Annotated in this window: 18 protein-coding genes; 9 read left to right on the top strand and 9 right to left on the bottom strand. The window is 72.1% G+C overall.

Annotation, left to right across the window (positions count from 1 at the left end):
• Positions 1–13: 13 nt before the first annotated feature.
• A complete protein-coding gene (locus tag ACFV3E_RS27075; protein ID WP_500537011.1) occupies positions 14–1,228 on the bottom strand; it encodes an MFS transporter in 1,215 nt (404 codons plus the stop codon).
• 160 nt (positions 1,229–1,388) lie between these two features.
• Between ACFV3E_RS27075 and ACFV3E_RS27070 the strand changes: the two genes are divergently transcribed.
• Together ACFV3E_RS27070 and ACFV3E_RS27065 are read left to right on the top strand one after the other, a co-directional pair.
• Positions 1,389–1,859 carry a MarR family winged helix-turn-helix transcriptional regulator gene (locus ACFV3E_RS27070; protein ID WP_499515881.1) on the top strand — a complete coding sequence of 157 codons (471 nt, stop codon included), beginning with the start codon at positions 1,389–1,391 and terminating at the stop codon, positions 1,857–1,859.
• A 170-nt stretch (positions 1,860–2,029) separates the two neighbouring features.
• Entirely contained in the window at positions 2,030–2,857 is an 828-nt protein-coding gene (locus ACFV3E_RS27065; RefSeq protein WP_499515880.1) for an aldo/keto reductase, read from the top strand.
• Positions 2,858–2,921: 64 nt separating this feature from the next.
• Here the strand turns inward: ACFV3E_RS27065 and ACFV3E_RS27060 are convergent, their stop codons facing one another.
• Together ACFV3E_RS27060 and ACFV3E_RS27055 are read right to left on the bottom strand one after the other, a co-directional pair.
• Complete coding sequence (locus ACFV3E_RS27060; protein WP_500537010.1) at positions 2,922–3,785, bottom strand: alpha/beta fold hydrolase; 864 nt, start codon at positions 3,783–3,785, stop codon at positions 2,922–2,924.
• A gap of 38 nt (positions 3,786–3,823) precedes the next feature.
• Complete coding sequence (locus ACFV3E_RS27055) at positions 3,824–4,216, bottom strand: hypothetical protein (RefSeq protein ID WP_500363077.1); 393 nt, start codon at positions 4,214–4,216, stop codon at positions 3,824–3,826.
• A gap of 234 nt (positions 4,217–4,450) precedes the next feature.
• Between ACFV3E_RS27055 and ACFV3E_RS27050 the strand changes: the two genes are divergently transcribed.
• The gene (locus tag ACFV3E_RS27050; protein WP_500537009.1) at positions 4,451–5,245 is read left to right on the top strand and encodes an SDR family NAD(P)-dependent oxidoreductase; all 795 of its coding nucleotides are present in this window, start codon (positions 4,451–4,453) and stop codon (positions 5,243–5,245) included.
• A 120-nt stretch (positions 5,246–5,365) separates the two neighbouring features.
• Entirely contained in the window at positions 5,366–7,708 is a 2,343-nt protein-coding gene (locus ACFV3E_RS27045; RefSeq protein WP_500537008.1) for an FdhF/YdeP family oxidoreductase, read from the top strand.
• 64 nt (positions 7,709–7,772) lie between these two features.
• On the opposite strand, the gene ACFV3E_RS27040 is transcribed toward ACFV3E_RS27045, so the two are convergent.
• Positions 7,773–8,192 carry an SRPBCC family protein gene (locus tag ACFV3E_RS27040; RefSeq protein ID WP_500537007.1) on the bottom strand — a complete coding sequence of 140 codons (420 nt, stop codon included), beginning with the start codon at positions 8,190–8,192 and terminating at the stop codon, positions 7,773–7,775.
• A gap of 35 nt (positions 8,193–8,227) precedes the next feature.
• Positions 8,228–9,238, bottom strand: coding sequence for an aldo/keto reductase (locus ACFV3E_RS27035; RefSeq protein WP_500537006.1), 1,011 nt, complete (start codon positions 9,236–9,238; stop codon positions 8,228–8,230).
• Positions 9,239–9,591: 353 nt separating this feature from the next.
• Here ACFV3E_RS27035 and ACFV3E_RS27030 point away from each other — a divergent pair, with 353 nt between their 5' ends.
• The 3 genes from ACFV3E_RS27030 (at position 9,592) to ACFV3E_RS27020 (ending at position 12,283) form a co-directional block, all read left to right on the top strand.
• Positions 9,592–10,695 (top strand): NADH:flavin oxidoreductase/NADH oxidase, encoded by a 1,104-nt coding sequence (locus ACFV3E_RS27030; protein ID WP_500537005.1) that lies wholly within the window; start codon positions 9,592–9,594, stop codon positions 10,693–10,695.
• A gap of 109 nt (positions 10,696–10,804) precedes the next feature.
• Positions 10,805–11,374, top strand: a complete 570-nt coding sequence (locus tag ACFV3E_RS27025; RefSeq protein ID WP_500537004.1) for a GNAT family N-acetyltransferase — start codon at positions 10,805–10,807, stop codon at positions 11,372–11,374.
• A 384-nt stretch (positions 11,375–11,758) separates the two neighbouring features.
• On the top strand, positions 11,759–12,283 hold the full coding sequence (locus ACFV3E_RS27020) for a P-loop nucleotide/nucleoside kinase family protein (RefSeq protein ID WP_500537003.1): 525 nt from the start codon (positions 11,759–11,761) through the stop codon (positions 12,281–12,283).
• 32 nt (positions 12,284–12,315) lie between these two features.
• Here the strand turns inward: ACFV3E_RS27020 and tpg are convergent, their stop codons facing one another.
• Genes tpg through ACFV3E_RS27005 form a run of 3 tightly spaced genes read right to left on the bottom strand, consistent with a single transcriptional unit; the run spans position 12,316 to position 15,371 of the window.
• A complete protein-coding gene (tpg, locus tag ACFV3E_RS27015; RefSeq protein WP_500372557.1) occupies positions 12,316–12,864 on the bottom strand; it encodes a telomere-protecting terminal protein Tpg in 549 nt (182 codons plus the stop codon).
• A gap of 15 nt (positions 12,865–12,879) precedes the next feature.
• The gene (tap, locus tag ACFV3E_RS27010; protein ID WP_500537002.1) at positions 12,880–14,991 is read right to left on the bottom strand and encodes a telomere-associated protein Tap; all 2,112 of its coding nucleotides are present in this window, start codon (positions 14,989–14,991) and stop codon (positions 12,880–12,882) included.
• On the bottom strand, positions 14,955–15,371 hold the full coding sequence (locus ACFV3E_RS27005) for a hypothetical protein (RefSeq protein WP_500537001.1): 417 nt from the start codon (positions 15,369–15,371) through the stop codon (positions 14,955–14,957). The genes tap and ACFV3E_RS27005 overlap by 37 nt, the downstream gene beginning before the upstream one ends.
• A 133-nt stretch (positions 15,372–15,504) precedes the next feature.
• Here ACFV3E_RS27005 and ACFV3E_RS27000 point away from each other — a divergent pair, with 133 nt between their 5' ends.
• Positions 15,505–15,828, top strand: a complete 324-nt coding sequence (locus ACFV3E_RS27000) for a hypothetical protein (protein ID WP_500537000.1) — start codon at positions 15,505–15,507, stop codon at positions 15,826–15,828.
• A gap of 214 nt (positions 15,829–16,042) precedes the next feature.
• Positions 16,043–16,900: an alpha/beta fold hydrolase gene (locus tag ACFV3E_RS26995; protein ID WP_500536999.1), complete on the top strand. Its 858-nt coding sequence runs from the start codon at positions 16,043–16,045 to the stop codon at positions 16,898–16,900.
• Between the two features lie 22 nt (positions 16,901–16,922).
• On the opposite strand, the gene ACFV3E_RS26990 is transcribed toward ACFV3E_RS26995, so the two are convergent.
• Entirely contained in the window at positions 16,923–17,969 is a 1,047-nt protein-coding gene (locus ACFV3E_RS26990) for a TDT family transporter (RefSeq protein WP_500536998.1), read from the bottom strand.
• Positions 17,970–18,050 lie beyond the last annotated feature (81 nt).

The following is an 18,050-nucleotide window of genomic DNA, read 5'->3' as shown; positions in this document are numbered from 1 at the left end:
CCGGCCCCCGCGGTCAGTGCCGGGAGGTGAGGGCCGGCTGCTCGGCGGGCGCGGCCCCGGTGACGACCCGGCTGTTCCGGCCGCCGCGGCCCTTCTCCAGTGCCGCGGAGACGACCGCGAGCACGAGGGCGGAGGCGGTGAGGACCGCCCCGACGAGGTTCGGCGAGGTGTAGCCGAAGCCCGCGGCGATGACGACCCCGCCGAGCCAGGCGGACAGCGCGTTGCCGAGGTTGAAGGCGCCGATGTTGACGGCCGAGGCCAGGGTGGGGGCCCCGGTCGCCTGGTCCAGGACCCGCTTCTGCAGCGGCGGCACCGTCGCGAAGCCCAGGGCGCCGATGAGGAGGATCGTCACGCCGGCGGTGACCTCGTTGTGAGCGGTGAGGGTGAACAGCGCCAGCACGGCGGCCAGCGAGCCCAGCGCCGTGTACAGCATCGGCATCAGGGCGCGGTCGGCGTACTTGCCGCCGACCAGGTTGCCGACGACCATGCCCGCGCCGAACAGGACCAGCAGCCAGGTGATGGAGGAGTCGGCGAACCCGGTGACCTCGGTCATCATGGGCGCGATGTAGGTGATGGCCGCGAAGACGCCGCCGAAGCCGAGCACGGTCATCGCCATGGCCAGCAGGACCTGGACGTTGCGGAAGGCGCCCAGTTCGTGGCGCAGTCGCACGCCCTGCGGCTTCGGCATGTCGGGCACCAGCTTGAGGACGCCGGCCAGGCCGACGACGCCGAGGCCCGCGACGACGAAGAAGGTCACGCGCCAGCCGGCGTTCTGACCGATGAAGGTGCCCAGCGGCACGCCGATCACGTTGGCCACGGTGAGGCCGGCGAACATCATCGAGATCGCCCGCGCCTTCTTCTCCGGGGCCACCAGGTCGGCGGCGACGACCGAGCCGATGCCGAAGAAGGCGCCGTGCGTGAAGGAGGCGAGGATGCGCCCGGCCATCATCACGCCGAAGGAGGGTGCCAGGGCGGAGACCAGGTTGCCGAGCACGAACAGGCCCATGAGCAGCATGAGCATGTTCTTGCGGGACACCTTGGTGCCGAGCACCGTCATGATCGGCGCGCCGATCATGACGCCGAGTCCGTAGCCGGTCACGAGCAGGCCGGCGGTGGGGACGGAGACCCCGAAGTCGGAGGCGACCTCGGGCAGCAGGCCCATGATCACGAATTCGGTGGTTCCGATCCCGAAAGCCCCGATGGCGAGGGCCAGGAGCGCGAGAGGCATGGCGGAGACCTTCCAGATGTTGCAGTGGCACCTAACAAGCGAAAACAATAATTGCAGACGCGCTATAACGTCAAACGCTGGACATCTTCGGGCGGCGGCTTACCATGGCCAGTGACGACGAACAGCCTTCACCCGCAGCCGCCGCACAAAGGGGACCTCGATGACCGCCACCGATCCGGCCCTGACCGCCCTCGCCCAGGGGTGGCACGCCCTGTCGCTCCTGCACGGACGGATCGAGGGGCGGATCGAGAAGCAGCTCCAGATTCACCACGACCTGAGCGTGCGCGAGTACTCCCTGCTCGACGTCCTCAGCCGTCAGCACGACGGGGAGGGCGGCCACCTGCAGATGCGCCAGGTCGCCGACGCCGTCGTGCTGAGCCAGTCGGCGACGACCCGCCTGGTCACCCGGCTGGAGGACCGCGGCCTGCTGGCCCGCTACCTCTGCCCCACCGACCGGCGCGGCATCTACACGGACGTGACGGAGGCCGGCCTGAAGCTGCTGGAGGAGGCCCGGCCGACGAACAACGCTGCACTGCGCGCGGCGATGGACGACGCGGCGCTCGTCCCGGAGCTCGCGCCCCTGGTCAAGGCGGTGGAGGACCTGCAGGGCGCGAAAGTCCCGGCTTCCTGACCCGGCCATTCCGCGCACGAACTTATTAAGCGTTTGCAATTAACCGCGTGCGCAACTAACCTGGTCATGGAGCACGGGAAGGGCGCGTCCCCCGCCCCCTCCCGGGACGTTCACCCATCCGCACTCGCACCGGCATCCACCGCCGGCCGCGACGCGAAAGGATCTGCACCATGACCACCCCCACCCCGGACATCACGCTGAACAACGGCGTCACCATGCCGCAGCTCGGCTTCGGCGTCTTCCAGGTGCCCGACGCCGACACCGCCGCCGCCGTCACCTCGGCCCTGGAGAGCGGCTACCGCAGCATCGACACCGCGGCGATCTACGGCAACGAGGCCGGCGTCGGCCAGGCCCTCGCCGCCTCGGGCATCGCCCGTGACGAACTGTTCGTCACCACCAAGCTGTGGAACGGCGACCAGGGCTACGACAGCACCCTCGCCGCCTTCGACGCCTCCCTCGCCAAGCTCGGCCTCGACCATGTGGACCTCTACCTGATCCACTGGCCGGCCCCGGCCCGCGACACCTACCTGGACACCTGGCGCGCCTTCGAGAAGATCCACGCCGAGGGCCGGGCCCGCGCCATCGGCGTCTCGAACTTCCAGCCCGCGCACCTGCAGCGGCTCATCGACAACAGCGACGTCGTGCCCGCCGTCAACCAGGTGGAGCTGCACCCCCAGCTGCAGCAGGCCGAGCTGCGCGCCTTCCACGCCCGGCACGGCATCGCCACGGAGGCATGGAGCCCGCTCGCCCAGGGCGCCGTCCTGAAGGACCCGGTCATCACCGGAATCGCCGGCCGCCTGGGCAGGACCCCGGCCCAGGTGATCCTGCGCTGGCACCTGCAGCTCGGCAACGTGGTCATCCCCAAGTCGGTGACCCCCGAGCGGATCCGCGAGAACCTCGACGTCTTCGACTTCGCGCTCTCCGACGCCGACGTCGCGGCGATCACCGCGCTCGACAACGGCACCCGCATCGGCCCGGACCCCGACGCCTTCAACTGATCGCCCGGCCACGGGCCGCGGGGGCACCCCGCGGCCCGGCGGGCGGCACCGTGCGGCGCGTGCCTCAGGAAGCGGTGCGCTCCTCGATCCGCCGCAGCGCCTGCTTGAGGTACCCGGCGAAGCGCGGATAGTTCTCGCTCATCGGGAAGTGCCCGATCTCCTTCATCTCGATGAACTCGGCCCCGCGGATCTGCTCCGCGGTACGGGCCCCGTCCTGGGGCGTGGTCAGGTAGTCGTACTCGCCGGTGAGCATGACGACCGGGCAGCGCTCCCCGTCGATCTCCCCCAGCCTGCCCCGGAGGTCGTGGTCGACGGAGTAGAAGTACAGGTCGCCCTTGAACGCCTCCGAGCCCTGGCTGTAGTAGAACCAGGTCGCCCAGCGGTCCGCGTCGGGCGACTGCGGGGCCATGAGGTCCCACACCCCGCTGGCGCAGACCTGCGCCGCGTTGGCGTGGGGATGCTGCCACCAGTCGAGGTAGAAACCGGGAGAGTAGTCCGCGCCCTCCACGGGGATGACCGCCTTGAAGCGGTCCGGGTGCCGCAGCGCCAGCTGCAGGGCCACGTTCCCTCCGAAGGAGGAGCCCATGAAGATCGGGTCCTCCAGGCCGAGTGCGTCGCAGAACGCGGTGATGAAGGCGACGTAGTGGTCGGCGGTGAGCTTGTACTCCTCCTTCCACCACTCCTTGTTCAGCGGCGGGTCGGACTTGCCGTGGCGGGCGAGGTCGTAGGCGATGACGCGGTGGTTCGCGGTGATCTCCTCGTCCTCCAGGAGGCCGCGCCACTGGTGGTTGTGGCAGCCCGCCGTGTGCTGGCACACCAGCGGCTGCCCCTGGCCGTTCTCCAGGTAGAAGACCTTGTACTGGACGTCCTCCACGTCGATCGTGACGTAGTGTCCGGTCACCGGGGAGATACGGGAGGCGGTGCTCATCGAGGGGTCCTTTCGGCGGTGCGGGGCGGAACGGTGGTTCAGCCCAGCGGGCCGGTGAGGCGGAGCAGTTCCAGCTGACGGGTGAGGCAGCGCAGGTTCTGCATGAGGACCAGCAGGTCGCCCTCCAGCCGCATGTCCCGTTGGAAGCTCGCCGCCCAGATGCCGTGGTACATCGGCTTCGGCACCGGCGAGCAGAACTCCCGCCAGGTCGCGGCACTGGCCCTGATGGCGAAGTCGTAGGCCGTGAGCGGCTCGGGATCGACGACGAGGTCCTCCACCCGGCCGCGGTGCATGCGCACCAGGAAGGCGTGCCTTTCCATGTCCAGCAGATAGGCGCAGCTGAAGTACGCCCCGTGCGCCCGCAGCTCCGCGTCGCCGTCACTGAGCCGGCGGAACTCCTCCACCGGCCCCTGCGCCGTTGCCGTCGCCATGTCCTCTCCTCGCTGACGCCGATCTTTGCGCCCAGCTAATACACCGCCGGGTGCGCGCGGGCGGGGGCACGCCGTCACGTCCCCCGCACGCACCGCGCAAAGCGTCCGGTGGTGGCACCGCCACCCCCGTACGGCGCGCCCACCAGGCGCATCGGTCCCGCCCGGCGAGGGTGGGAGGCGGACGATCGCACCGCGGTCGCCCACCGGAGACCGGGACAGCCGAAGGAGCGGTACATGCGCATCGATCTCACCGGACGGACCGCCTTGGTGACGGGGTCGACGCAGGGCATCGGAGCGGCCATCGCGGCCGGCCTCGCACGGGCCGGCGCCCGGGTCGGGGTCAACGGCCGCGACCCGGGAAGGGTGGACGAGGCCGTCGCACGACTGCGCGGCCAGGTCCCGGAAGGCGACTTCCTCGCCGTCGGTGCCGACGTCGCCTCCCAGGAGGGCGCCGCCCGTGCGTACGAGCGGATGCCGGACGTGGACGTCCTCGTCAACAACCTGGGCGTCTACGGCGCCATGGACGCCCTCGACATCGACGACGACGAATGGCGCCGCTACTTCGAGGTGAACGTGCTCTCCGCGGCCCGCCTCACGAGGATGTACCTCCCCGGGATGCTCGAGCGGAACTGGGGCCGCGTCCAGTACATCGCCAGCGACTCGGCGGTCGTCACGCCGGCCGAGATGATCCACTACGGCATGTCCAAGACCGCGCTGCTCGCCCTCGGCCGCGGCTTCGCCAAGAAGGCCGCGGGCACCGGTGTCACCGTCAACTCGGTGATCGCCGGCCCCACCCATACGGCGGGCGTGGAGGACTTCGTCCGCCAGCTCGTGGACCCCGGCCTCCCCTGGGACCAGGCGCAGCGGGCCTTCATGCGCGAGCACCGCCCGCAGTCCCTGCTGCAGCGCCTCATCGAGCCGGAGGAGATCGCCAACATGGTGGTGTACCTCAGCTCCGACCTGGCCTCGGCCACCACCGGCGGCGCCCTGCGGGTCGACGGGGGCTACGTCGACGCCATCGTCCCCTGACGTGGCCGGCCGCCGGCAGACCCGCCCTCCTGGTGCGCCTCCGGGGAGGACAGCGCCCCACATGCCCCCATAGGATAAAGATCATCATTAAATGCCACATTTGCCCCGAAGGTGATCGGTATGAGCGTCCAGGGCGTGAACGAGCCGATGGCACCCGGCGACGGCCGGCCCGAGGTACCGCCCACCGGCGGTGAGGGTCCCGCCGACGACAAGCGGCCCTCCCAGCACGGCTACCACCACCCCGCCGCGGGGTGGGGCGCCGCCAAGAGCGTCACCCGGGTACTGCTGCGGGAACACGCACTGGTCGACGGCCCCCGGGCGATCTTCAAGATGAACCACGAGAACGGCGGCTTCGACTGTCCCGGGTGCGCGTGGCCCGACGACACCAAGGGACTCAAGCTCGACATCTGCGAGAACGGCATCAAGCACGTCACCTGGGAGATGACGCCCAAGCGCGTGACACGGGACTTCTTCGCCGCCCACACCGTCGCGGAGCTGTCGACCTGGACCGACTTCGCGCTCGAGGACCAGGGCCGGCTCACGGAACCCATGGTGTACGACCCCGGCACCGACCACTACGTGCCCATCTCCTGGCAGGCCGCCTTCGATCTCGTCGGCCGCGAACTCCGCGCCCTGGACAGCCCCCACGAGGCCGCCTTCTACACCTCCGGCAGGCTCGGCAACGAGGCCACCTTCCTCTACCAGCTGATGGCCCGGGAATTCGGCACGAACAACCTGCCGGACTGTTCCAACATGTGCCACGAGGCGTCGGGCCGGGCGTTGCAGGCGTCCCTGGGCACCGGCAAGGGAACCGCCGACCTGAAGGACTGGGAGTCCGCCGAGGCGCTGTTCATCATGGGCGTCAACGCGGCCTCCAACGCGCCGCGGATGCTGACCGCGCTCGCCGACGCCTACCGGCGTGGTGCCCAGATCGTGCACGTCAACCCGCTGATCGAGGCGGCGGCGACCCGGACGATCGTGCCGCACGAGATGACGGACATGGCCCTGTTCAAGTCGACCCGGACCAGCACGCTCAACCTGCAGGTCCGCGCCGGCGGCGACATGGCGCTCCTGCGGGGCATGGCCAAGGCCGTGCTGGAGCAGTCGGTCGGCGACCCCAAGGCACTGGACCGGGAGTTCATCGAGCGCTACACGTCCGGCTTCGAGGAGTACCGCGCCCTGTGCGAGGCCACGCCCTGGGAGGAACTGGAGCGCCAGTCCGGGCTGACCCGCGCCGACATCCTCAAGGCCGCGGCCGTCTACTCGCGTTCGGACCGCACCCTGATCAGCTGGTGCCTCGGCGTCAGCCAGCACGAGCACGGCGTGGACACCGTCCGCGAGATCGTCAACGTCCTGCTGCTCCGCGGCAACCTGGGGCGCGAGGGCGCCGGCCCCTCCCCCGTGCGCGGGCACAGCAACGTCCAGGGCAACCGCACGTGCGGCATCGACCACCGGCCGGCCGAGGCCTTCCTGGACCGGCTCGCCGCGGTCTGCGGCATCGACCCGCCCCGGGAGCACGGCCTGGACACGGTGGGCACCGTCGCCGCCATGCACGAGGGCAGGATCAAGGTGTTCGTCGGGATGGGCGGCAACTTCGTGCTCGCCGCGCCCGACACCCCGTACACGGCCCAGGGCCTGGCCGAGTGCGCCCTGACCGCGCACGTGAGCACCAAGCTCAACCGGAGCCATCTCGTCCACGGCAGGCAGGCCCTGATCCTGCCGTGCCTGGGCCGCACCGAGAAGGACGAGCAGCGGCGCGGGCTCCAGGCCACGTCCGTCGAGGACTCCATGAGCATGGTCCACCTGTCCGTCGGCATGAAGCGGCCCGCGTCGTCCCGCCTGCTGTCCGAACCGGCCATCATCGCCGGGATGGCGCGCGCCGCCCTCCCCGGCAGTTCCACGCCGTGGGAGCACTACGTCGAGGACTACGACCGGATCCGCGACACCATGGCCAAGGTCCTGGACGGGTTCGAGGACTTCAACCGTCGTGTCCGGCTCCCCCTGGGCTTCCGGATCCGCCAGCCCGCGCGCGAACTGGTCTTCTTCACGCCCTCCGGGCGTGCCGAGTTCTCCAGCGCGCCGCTGCCGGACGTGGTGCCCCGCGACGGGATGCTCGTACTGCAGACGATGCGCTCCCACGACCAGTGGAACACCACCATCTACTCGGACGACGACCGCTACCGCGGCGTGAAGAACCTGCGCACCCTCGTCCTGATGAACCCGGCCGACATGCGGGCCCGGGACATCGAGCCCGGCACCCTCGTCGACATCACGGCGACGGCCAAGGACGGCAGCCGGCGCACGCTCACCGGCTACCGCGCGCTGCCCTACGACATGCCCCGCGACTGCGCGGCCGGCTACATGCCGGAGATGAACGTGCTCATCGCCGCGAACGACTACAGCACCCAGAGCGACCAGCCGCTGATGAAGAGCGTCCGGGTCACCATCGGCCCCACCGGCTGAGGCGCCCGCCGTCACCACGACGCTCCCCCGCCACCGGGCGTGGCGGGGGAGCGTCGGCGCGGGTTCAGCCCGCGAGCGTGCCGTGGAGCGCTTCGAGGCCGTCGCGGTAGATGCCGGTGAACAGCTCGACCACCTCCGCCTCGCCGGCACCGTCGGGGACGAACCGGCCGCTCCACACGACCTCCGCGACCTCCGGCTGGCCGGGTACGGCGTGGACCCGCAGGTCGGAGACGTACCCGGTCACGGGGAAGGGCGCCTGAAGGATCGCGTACGCGTAGTGGCGCTCGGCCTCGTTGAAGGCCACCATGCGCTCGACGATCACCTCGCCGTCGGGGTTGCGGAGCCTGCGCACCCGCCCGCCCTCCAGTGGGGTGCTCTCGGGGATGAACGGGAGCCAGTCGGGCAGCGCATGGAAGCCGCCGATCAGGTTCCAGACGCGTTCGGGCGACGCGGGCACGACTCGGCTGACCGAGGTGGACGCCATGGTCTTCCTCCTTGGCTTGTGGGGGGCGAGGGCGTTCAGGCGCCGTTCGGGAGCGGCGCGGCGGGGCTGACGAGGCCGGAGGCGCGCAGATCGGACCAGAAGGCGGCCGGGACGTCCTCGTTGAGCGCGGCGATGTCCTCGGCGATGCGGCCCGGCTTGGTCGAGCCGGGGACGGCCGCGACGGCCACCGGGTGCGCGAGGGAGAACTGCAGGGCCGCCGCCTTGACGCTCACCCCGTGGCGGGCCGTGATCTCCTTGATGCGCCGTACGCGCTCGACGACCTCCGGGGGCGCGTCCTGGTACTCGAAGTGGGTGCCCCCTGCGAGGACCCCTGAGCTGTACGGGCCGCCGACGACCATGCCGACGCCCTGTTCCTGCGCCTTGGGCAGCAGCCGCTCCAGCGGGCGCGCGTGGTCCAGCAGGGTGTAGCGGCCGGCGAGCAGGAAGCCGTCGGGCTGCGGCTCGTCCAGGTCGAGCGTCAGCTCGATGGGCTCGACCCGGTTCACGCCGAGGCCCCAAGCCTTGATGACGCCCTCGTCGCGGAGCCGGGACAGCACGCGGAAGGCACCGGTGCGGGCCTCCTCGAACTTGCTCAGCCACAGGTCGCCGTGGAAGTCCTGGGCGATGTCGTGCACCCAGACGATGTCCAGGCGGTCGACGCCGAGGCGCTTCAGGCTTCCCTCGATCGACCGCTCGGTGGCGTCCGCGGTCCATTCGTGGAGCATCGCGTTCGGACGGCCGTGCTCGAACAGGCCGCCCTTCTCGCCGAGGTCGCGGGCGCCCGGCTCGGGCTCGTCCAGGATGACGCGCCCGACCTTGGTGGCCAGCACGTACTCGTCGCGGGGCCGCCGCGAGAGCAGCTCGCCGAGCCGCAGCTCCGCGAGGCCCGCGCCGTAGAAGGGCGCCGTGTCGTAGAAGCGGACGCCCTGGTCCCAGGCGGCCTCCAGGGTCGCGCTCACCTCTTCTTCGGGGATGGCGCGGAACATGTTGCCGAGGGGGGCGGTACCGAAGCCGAGGCGGCCGGGGATGAGTTCCTTGAGCGACATGGTGGTGCCTTTCGACGGCCGTGCGCGGGGGCGAGGTACCCGCCGCGGGGCCGGGAGGTGAGGGGATCGCCTCCGTGGTGCCGGGAGCCGGCATCGGCCGGAGGTGCGCTCGGACGGGGCGTGCACCACGCCGGGCGCCTTACGAGGGTCGACAATACTTGCATACGCGCACTAATGCAAACGCTTGATATCCGCGCCATCCACCTGTGGGCGACCGAGTGCTGTGCGCGGGATGCGGGAATTAATCAGCGCGTGCAATTATTGAGGGAGCCTGTAGGGCGCAGCCGCATGAACGATGCACCGACGCGTCGCCGCGCGACCCGGCCCCGACAGCCCCCAGAGGAGACAGCTTCGTGACCACCACCTTGTTCGAGCCTTTCACCCTCCGGTCGCTGACCATTCCGAACCGGATCTGGATGGCCGCGATGTGCCAGTACAGCGCCGCGCCGGACGGAGACCAGGCGGGCGTGCCGAACGAATGGCACTTCACGCACCTGGCGGCCCGGGCCACCGGCGGCACCGGACTGATCATCACCGAGGCCACCGCGGTCAGCCCCGAGGGCCGGATCAGCCCGTACGACCTCGGCATCTGGAACGACACCCAGGTCGAGGCCTTCCGACGGATCACCGCCTTCCTGAAGTCCCAGGGCACCGTGCCCGGCATCCAGCTCGCCCACGCCGGCCGCAAGGCCTCCACCGAACGCACCTGGGTCGACCGCGGCGCCCCCATCACCCCCGACACCCAGCACGGCTGGACACCCGCCGGCCCCAGCGCCGTCCCGTTCGACACCGGCTCCACCACACCGGAGGAGCTCGACACCGAGCAGATCGGCCGGATCGTGGCGGACTTCGCCGCGGCCGCCCGGCGCGCCCTGGACGCCGGGTTCCAGGTCGCCGAGATCCACGGGGCCCACGGATACCTCATCAACCAGTTCCTTTCCCCGCACAGCAACCGCCGCACCGACGGCTACGGCGGGGACTTCGAGGGCCGCACCCGCTTCGCCCTGGAGGTCGTCGACGCCGTCCGCGCCGTCTGGCCTGCCGACCTGCCGGTCTTCTTCCGCATCTCCGCGACCGACTGGCTGAGCGAGAACGCCGACGACGACCGCGAGGGCTGGACCGCCGACGACACCGTCCGCCTCGCCAAGGAGCTGCAGGCCCGGGGCGTGGACCTGATGGACGTCTCCACGGGAGGCAACGCCCCCAACGCCAGGATCGTCGCGGCTCCCGGGTACCAGGTGCCGTTCGCCGAGCGCGTCCGCAACGAGACCGGTATGCCCGTGGCGGCCGTCGGCATGATCACCGAACCCGACCAGGCGCAGGCCATCGTCGCCTCCGGGGGTGCGGACGCCGTCCTCCTCGGCCGCGAGCTGCTGCGCGACCCGTACTGGGCGCGCCACGCGGCCACCGCGCTGGGCGGGAAGGTCACCACCCCGGTCCAGTACCACCGCGCCTGACGGTCGCGGCAGCCCCGTCCCCGTCGTACCGCCGTACGGCGGGGACGGCGCACGCCAGAGGCGGAAATCCCGTTGCACGGTGTCTTTCCGCCCGGACAACATCACCTCCGTGACCTACACGCTGCGTGAGTACACCCCGGCGGACGAGGCCTCCTGGCTGCGCTGCAGGGTGCTCTCGTTCCTGGGCACCGCCTACTACGACGACGTCGACCGCGCCAAGCCGCCGATCCCGGCCCCCGGCCTGGAACTCGTCGCCGTCGACGTGTCGGGGACGGTCGTCGGCATCATGGACACCGTCGTCGACACCGCCCTGGCGACCATCGACACCGTCGCGGTCCACCCCGACCACCAGCACCGCGGTCTCGGCCGGGCCCTCCTGCACCGCACACGCGCCGAGGTCCGCGAGCGGGGCGCGACGACCCTCGACGCCTGGACCCGCGACGACCCGGACACCCTCGCCTGGTACCGCGCCGTGGGCTTCGCGGAGAGCGACCACTACCTGCACGTGTACGCCCACCAGTACACCGCTCCCGGCGAACCGGACCGCGCGATCCTCACCCCGCGCCCCGGCCTGCGGCTCATGGCCGCCTTCCTGCACGCGAAGCTCGAGGACGAGGCCCGCGTGCGCGCGGAGTTCAGTCGCGTGCACGTGTGCCGACGCTTCTCCATGCCGACGTGACCCATCGCCTCCCCCGGCGGCCTTGCCCCGCTCGCCGTTCCGGTCCCGCCCGCGCCGCACAACGCCCCCCGGCACCGCCCGGCCGGCCGGGCCTGCGCGATCCCCTGCCTCGACGACGTACGGGCAAGGCCCCTGGCCGCGGCCCACCCGGCCCTGCCGCCCTCGGTGATCGCCGAACTGCTCGCGGACGAGGACGGGCAGGTGGTGGAGGCGGCGGCCGCCAATCCGTCCCTGCCGTCGGCGGCGATGGCGCGTCTGGTGCGCTGATCGTCCTGCGACCGAGGGCTTCCTTCGCCGGCCCGACGGTCTGGCCTGTATCGGGCGGGCCGGCAGCGCCGGACCCTCAGCGTTGCCGCCGCCCGCGCAGCGCTAGCATCGGGACCCATGATCGTATGGCTCAACGGCACCCACGGCGCGGGCAAGACGACGACCAGTGCGCTCTTGCAGCCACTGATCCCGGATTCACATGTGTTCGACGCCGAGAAGGTCGGCGAGACGCTCATGGACATCACGCCCGGACTGCCCGCGACGGACAACTTCCAGCACTGGCCGCCGTGGCGACCGCTCGTCGTCGAGACCGCCCGCCACGTACTCGACTACACCGGCGGCACTCTGGTGATGCCCATGACCGTCCTGGTCGAGCGGTACTGGCGCGAGATCAGCTCGGGCCTTGCCCAGCATGCCATCCCGGTCCGGCACTTCGTCCTCCATGCCGACCAGGACACCCTCCGCGCGCGCATCGCGGGCGACACGGTTCTCGGCCCCGACTCCCCGTTCCGTCTCCAGTACCTCGAGCCCTACGCCGAGGCGGCCCGCACCTGGTTGCACGGCGAGGCCGAGGTCGTCGACACCACGCACCTCACGCCCGCCCAGGCCGCCCAGCAGATCGCGCAGGCCCTCAAGGGCTGAGGTGCAGCGCGCACGGACCCGGCCATCGACACTCAGAACTCGAACTCGACGTAGTCGATGTCGGTGAAGTCGACCTGCAGTCCCTGCGCGCGGCGGCCGCGGTCCTTGAAGTAGATCTCCTGGAGGCCCTCCGCCGCGATGGCGCGCAGTTGGTCCTCGCCGGCGCCCGCGGAACGGGCGGTGAAGAGACGGGCGGCGTAGTCGGGGGGCAGGGCCTGGGTGACGAGGCGGACGCGGGCGTCGTCGGTGGAGCCCGGGGCGGCCGTGAAGCCGAAGCGGGCGCGGGTCTCGATCACGATGCCGCCGGTGGTGGCCGCGTGACGGCGGGCGCGTTCACGGACGCGGGGCTGCCACCGTCTGCGGACCTCCTCCTCGAGACGGCCGGCCAGGTCCTTGCGGGGACGTTTGATCTCGCCTGTGAGGTAGCGCTCGACGGTGCGCTGCGAGACGCCGAGCAGGGCGGCGACGGCCCTGGTGCCCTTCTCCTGCTTCACCAGGAACCGCATCTGGGCCTGCGCCGACTTGGGCACGGGCCGTGTGAGGGTCTTCGCCGTGGCCTTGTCGAGGCCGTCGCCGAGCATGCCCACCGGGCTCTCCTACTCTCCGTCGAGTGCGGCGTCGCCGCCCTTGATGTGGCGGGCGGGGTTGTGGCCGTCCTCGAGCAACTCCACGGCCCACATGAGGGATTGGGTGCCCTCGTGCTTGACCATCCCGGGCGAGACCCCGAGCCGGAAACCGCCGGGCAGCGGCTTGCCCTCGGGCGTGCGCGGCAGGAAGTCCAGCGGGCCGGGGCCGTCGGACAGGTACACGGCGCAGTCGGAGAGCACGGCCACCGGGAAGAGGCCCACCGCCGCGAACCTGACCATCTTGCGGTGCATGTTGACGCGCGCCGTGGCGATGACGGCGGCGCGGATGTCGGGGCGCCACGTGGGCCGGTCGAGGGCGGGCCAGCGCTCCCCCGGACGGTAGCCGGCGCCCTGGGGGCGTTCGCGGAGCTTGCCGATGCCGCCCTTGACGGTGGCCTTGACGGCCGAGAGGAGGTCGGCGCGGGCCGGGTCGGCCTCCTTGTGGTGTTCCATCGCGGCGAGGAATTCGGCCTCCGGCATGCCGGAGACGACGCCGAGTTCGGCCATCGTGGTCAGGTAGGCGTCGCGCAGGCGGCCGTACCAGGCGTCGAGGTACGCGCCGTGCTCGGGGCGGACGTAGGCCTCGGTCGGGCGCACGTCGTGGCCGAGTTCGACCGCGTACGCCACGGTGGGGGTGGCGTACCAGGCGGGGCCCTCGGGGCGGGTGCCGTCGGGGGTGAACGGGTTCGGCAGGCGCGGGTCGACGTCGATGTGCGAGAGGTCGACGAGCCAGGACCCGGGCAGCGCCTTGTCGAACTCCGGGGCGTGGACGTGGACGGCGGCGCCGAGGCCCACGTTCAGGCGGTTCGCGGCGGCGGCGAACGCCATGTTGACGTCGATCCCGACGGCGTACTTCCGTGCGCACTCGTCGTCGGTGAGCAGTTGCGGCTCCCGTGTCCACTCGAAGGCCTCCTCGTCGAGGACCTCTTCCGGGGTACGGCGGTGCCCGCGCGCGAACAGCGCGGCCACGACGGGGTGTTCGTCGGGGGCCTCGGGAGGTGCCGGGTCCACGGGCTGCGCGAGGGCACCGGGGTTCGGAGCCGGGACCCAGTCGCCGGTCGCCGGGTCCTTGACGGCGCGGGTCGGCGGGCGCAGGGCGGTCATCAGCTCCAGGCCGCTCACGGCGGTGGAGCCGCGCGGGGTGATGACGCGTTGCGCGTAGTCCGCGAGCAGTTGGGCGAGCTCGGGGGGCGGCAGGTGCTCGGCGTCGCCCCAGGAGCGGCTGTCGAGGGCGCGCCACGGCAGGACGGCGAGTTGTACGCACTGACGCCTGCCGTCCTGCGCCGGGCGGTACACGCGGGCCCAGGGGCCGAACCCGCGGCGGGTGAGCTGCCACTTGGCGCGGGTGATCTGCCGGACGACCTTGTGGTCGGGGGGCAGGCGCAGGGCCCTGCGGTCCTCCAGGACGGCCGGCAGGCCGAGGCGTTCGGCGGCCGCGGCGGTGAGGACGATCAACGGGTCCGCGTCCTTGCCGTTGCGGTGCAGGCGCGGCGCGCCGAGCCCCGCTTCGGTGAGCGTCCACGCGACGAGCGAGGGGACATCGGTCGCCGGGCAGGGCAGCACGAGGCCGTCGGCGCAGTAGGCGGTGCCGTCGCTGTCCAGCACGGCGAGCGGGCCGTGGGCGAAACGCGGATCCGCCGCGGCGGGCACGGGCTCCGCTTCCTTCCGCGCGGGGGCGGGCGCCTTCCGCGCGGGGGCGGGCGCCGGCCGCGCGGGACGGGCAGCGGGCGCGGTGACGGCGGCAGGCGCGGCAGCGGGTGCGGGTCCGGGGGCCGGGACGGCGGGGGCGGAGGCGGGGGCCGGAACCGAATCGGCGGCGGGCTCGGTTTCAGTGGCGCCGAGTTGGGCGGCGATGCCGTCCAGGAGCTTGGCGTACGCGGCGCGGGTGGCACCCTGCGGCTCGCTGCGGCCGGCCTCCCAGCCGGCCACGGTCGTCCGGGTCACGTCGAGCGCCTCGGCGACCTCAGCCTGGGTCAGGCCGTACTCGGTGCGCAGCCTGGAGCGTTCGGCGGGCTCGGGCAGGCGGGTCCGCCGCGGCCCCGGCTTCAGGAGGGCGTCGACGGGATCGGACGTGCTGGCCATGCGGCGGTGGGCTCCTTCGCTGCTCGGTCCTGGCCGGTTCCGGGGGCACAACGGGGTTCCGTGTCGAGGAACTCGCGCAGGTGCTGCCCCGTGAGGATACGGGCCGGGTTGCGCCCCGGGGGCAGCGGAAGCCGGCGGCCCAGCGCCCACCGGAAGCGCCGCGCGGGTGCCAGGTCGAACATGTACTTCCCGCCGCCGGCGTCGTCGGCCCGGCTGCCGCGGATCTCGAACGCGCCGACGCAGACCCCGCCGTCGACGAACGCCAGCAGGAAGTCCCCGTGCCGGGCGACCGTCCGGGCCGAGAAGCGCCAGGCACGGGCCGCGCTCTCCTCGACGGTGCGCCCGTAGCGCAGTGCGCGCCGTACGTCCACCGCCAGCATCCCCGGCCCCTCCCTCCGCCGCTCCGTCCGGCCCCGGACCCGTTCCAAGCCGTAACGACGGACTTTATCGGCCGATAAAGCGGCCCGTGGACACCGACGCGCCCGACGGGACGTCCCCCGTAGGGTGTGGTCCGTGACCGACCTCATGGGCTGTCTGGTCCTCGCGGTCGTACTGGCCGGGGTCATGGGCGCGTTCGCCTGGCTGGCGCGGGTGATCCGGCGCCGTGGTGTCGCCGGCCATGCGGTCGCCGCCGCTCTGGCCTCCTATGAGGAGGCGTTCCGCGTCACGTCCTACGAGGCGCACCAGGAGATCCGCACCCAGGCCGGACGCAGGCTGCCCTTCGAGGCGCCGGACGAGCCCTGGCGCCCGGCCCGCGCGACGGTCCCGGCCCGCCCGGCCGTACGCTCCGCGCGCGGGCCGCGCACGTGGGTCCGCCGCCTGCGGCATCGCCGCTGACCGGGTACCTCCGTGAGCAGTTCCGCCGCGAGGAGCGCGAGGAGCATGCGCAGCCGCATCAGGAACTCAGAGGTGCCGGCCACCGTCCGGTGGGCCCGGTGAGGCCCTGCCGTCACCGGCGTCTTTTGAGCCGGACCGAACATTGCCGGACAATATTGGCAAAGGCGGCACGCACGCCGTCGACGGCGGGGCTCACCCATCGCAGGACGGCATCATGCCTTCTTACGTGCACACCACGGCACCGACCCGGTACATCGAGGTGGACGGCGACCGTTACGCCCATCGCCGTTTCGGGGCGGATTCCGGGACGCCGCTCCTGATGCTCCCGCATTTCCGCGCGGGCATGGACCACTGGGATCCGCTCGTCACGGACGGCCTCGCCGAGAACCGGCCGGTGATCCTCTTCGACAACGCCGGGGTGGGGAACTCGGGCGGCCGGACGCCGGAATCGGCGGAGGGTTTCGCCGAGAACGCCGTCGCGTTCCTGCGGGCGCTCGGCGTTCCCGAGGTCGACCTGCTGGGCTTCTCGGTGGGCGGGTACGTCAGCCAGGCCCTCGCCCTGGCCCATCCCGAACGGGTGCGCCGCCTGGTCCTGGTCGGGACGAAGCCGCGCGCCGGCGAGATGGCGGGCGTCGGCGGACGGGTCGCGGAGGTGGCCGCCCACGAGGTCCTGACCGAGGAGGACTACCTGTACCTCTTCTTCGACGACTCCCCCGGCGGACGCCGGGCCGGCCGGGAGTTCTGGCTGCGCCGCCACGAGCGGACCGTGGACGCCGACGCCGAATCCGGCCCGGACAGCGTCCGCGCACAGCAGGCGCTGCGCGCCGACTGGAACACCGGACGGGGCGAGCGGTTCGCGGAGCTGCGGCACATCACCCAGCCGACGCTCGTCGTCAACGGCAGCAACGACATCATGGTCCCGACCGTCAATTCGTGGATCCTCGCGCAGCACATCCCCCACGCGCAGCTCGTCATCTACCCGGACGCGGGCCACGGGGCGCTCTTCCAGTACCCCCGGCTGTTCTGCGCCCACGTCGCCCGCTTCCTCGACAGCGAGGTCCCCTTCACCTGACCTCGTGGCGAGCCCGCCGTCGCTACGCTCCCGCGACCGCCCGGTGCCGGCCCACGGCGCGGACGGCGTACCGGACGGTCGCCGCGTACAGGACGAGGAACGCCCCGCCGACCAGGACGATCACCAGCCAGGTCAGGCCCTGCCAACCGGGGACGGCGGCGCCGTGCAGCCAGCGGACGAGGAAGTTGCCGGTGGCCGCCGCGGGGAAGGAGAAGACCCAGTAGCCGGTGTGGAACCCCTTCTGGCGGACGTGCGGCACGAGGAACAGGACGATCAGGACGGTGAAGAGCACCAGCCCGGCGAAGCCGTACCCCACGGCGTCGACCCGTCCGCCGTGCGCGGCGGTCCAGGCGAGGCCGCCGACGGCCGGCGGGATCGTGAGGACGGTCAGTGTGGGGCGCGCGGGTGCGGGCAGGCCGTCCGCGACGAGGCGGCCGAGGACCACGGTGCCGAAGGCGAGCCAGTACAGGACGCCCACCGCGAAGGCGGCCGAGGCCGCGTCGGGGAGCGCGACCGCGGTGGCGGTGGTGCTGGCGATGAAGGGGCCGGAGACCACCGGCAGCAGGTAGCCGGGGTGCAGCGGGGCCGAGCCGAGGCCGCCGGTCACCCAGTGGGCGAGCAGCCGGGCGGCGAGGACGGCGGAGGCGAGGGCGAACAGCGCGTAGAACCAGCGGGCGCCGTCGACCCCGAAGCGGGCGAAGTGGCCGGTGGCCAGCATGCCGATGATCGGGACGTACGCGAGCGCGAAGCCCTGACCGGGGTGGTGGAGGTCCTCCAGGACGTTGCGCCGACGTGCTCCGCCGTGCCGCACGTACTGCGCCAGCAGCACCACCCACAGCAGTCCGCTGACCACGAACAGGGCGTCGCTGACCCCGATGGGCGCGGCCACCGTGGCCGATGCCGACTGCCAGAGCCCGCCCAGACCCGCCGTGCCGAGGGAGACCGACATCATTGCGATGTGGGTGGCGCGCCGGGCGCCTCCGCCGTCCCCGGCTGCGGCGTGCGCGGGCCCCGGCGAGTCGTCCGGGGGCGTGACGGTCACGGGTGCGTCGAGTACGGCCGACTGCATGCGGTGCTTCTCCTCGGGGGTCCGGCGCCGCAGAGGGGCGCGGCGGGCGCGTGGTTTCAACTTTAAACCAGACGCCCGGCG

The organism is Streptomyces sp. NPDC059718 (genome assembly GCF_042733315.1).
Taxonomy (GTDB): domain Bacteria; phylum Actinomycetota; class Actinomycetes; order Streptomycetales; family Streptomycetaceae; genus Actinacidiphila.
The sequence above is the reverse complement of the archived record's forward strand: the minus strand, read 5'-3'. Positions and strand labels throughout refer to the sequence as shown.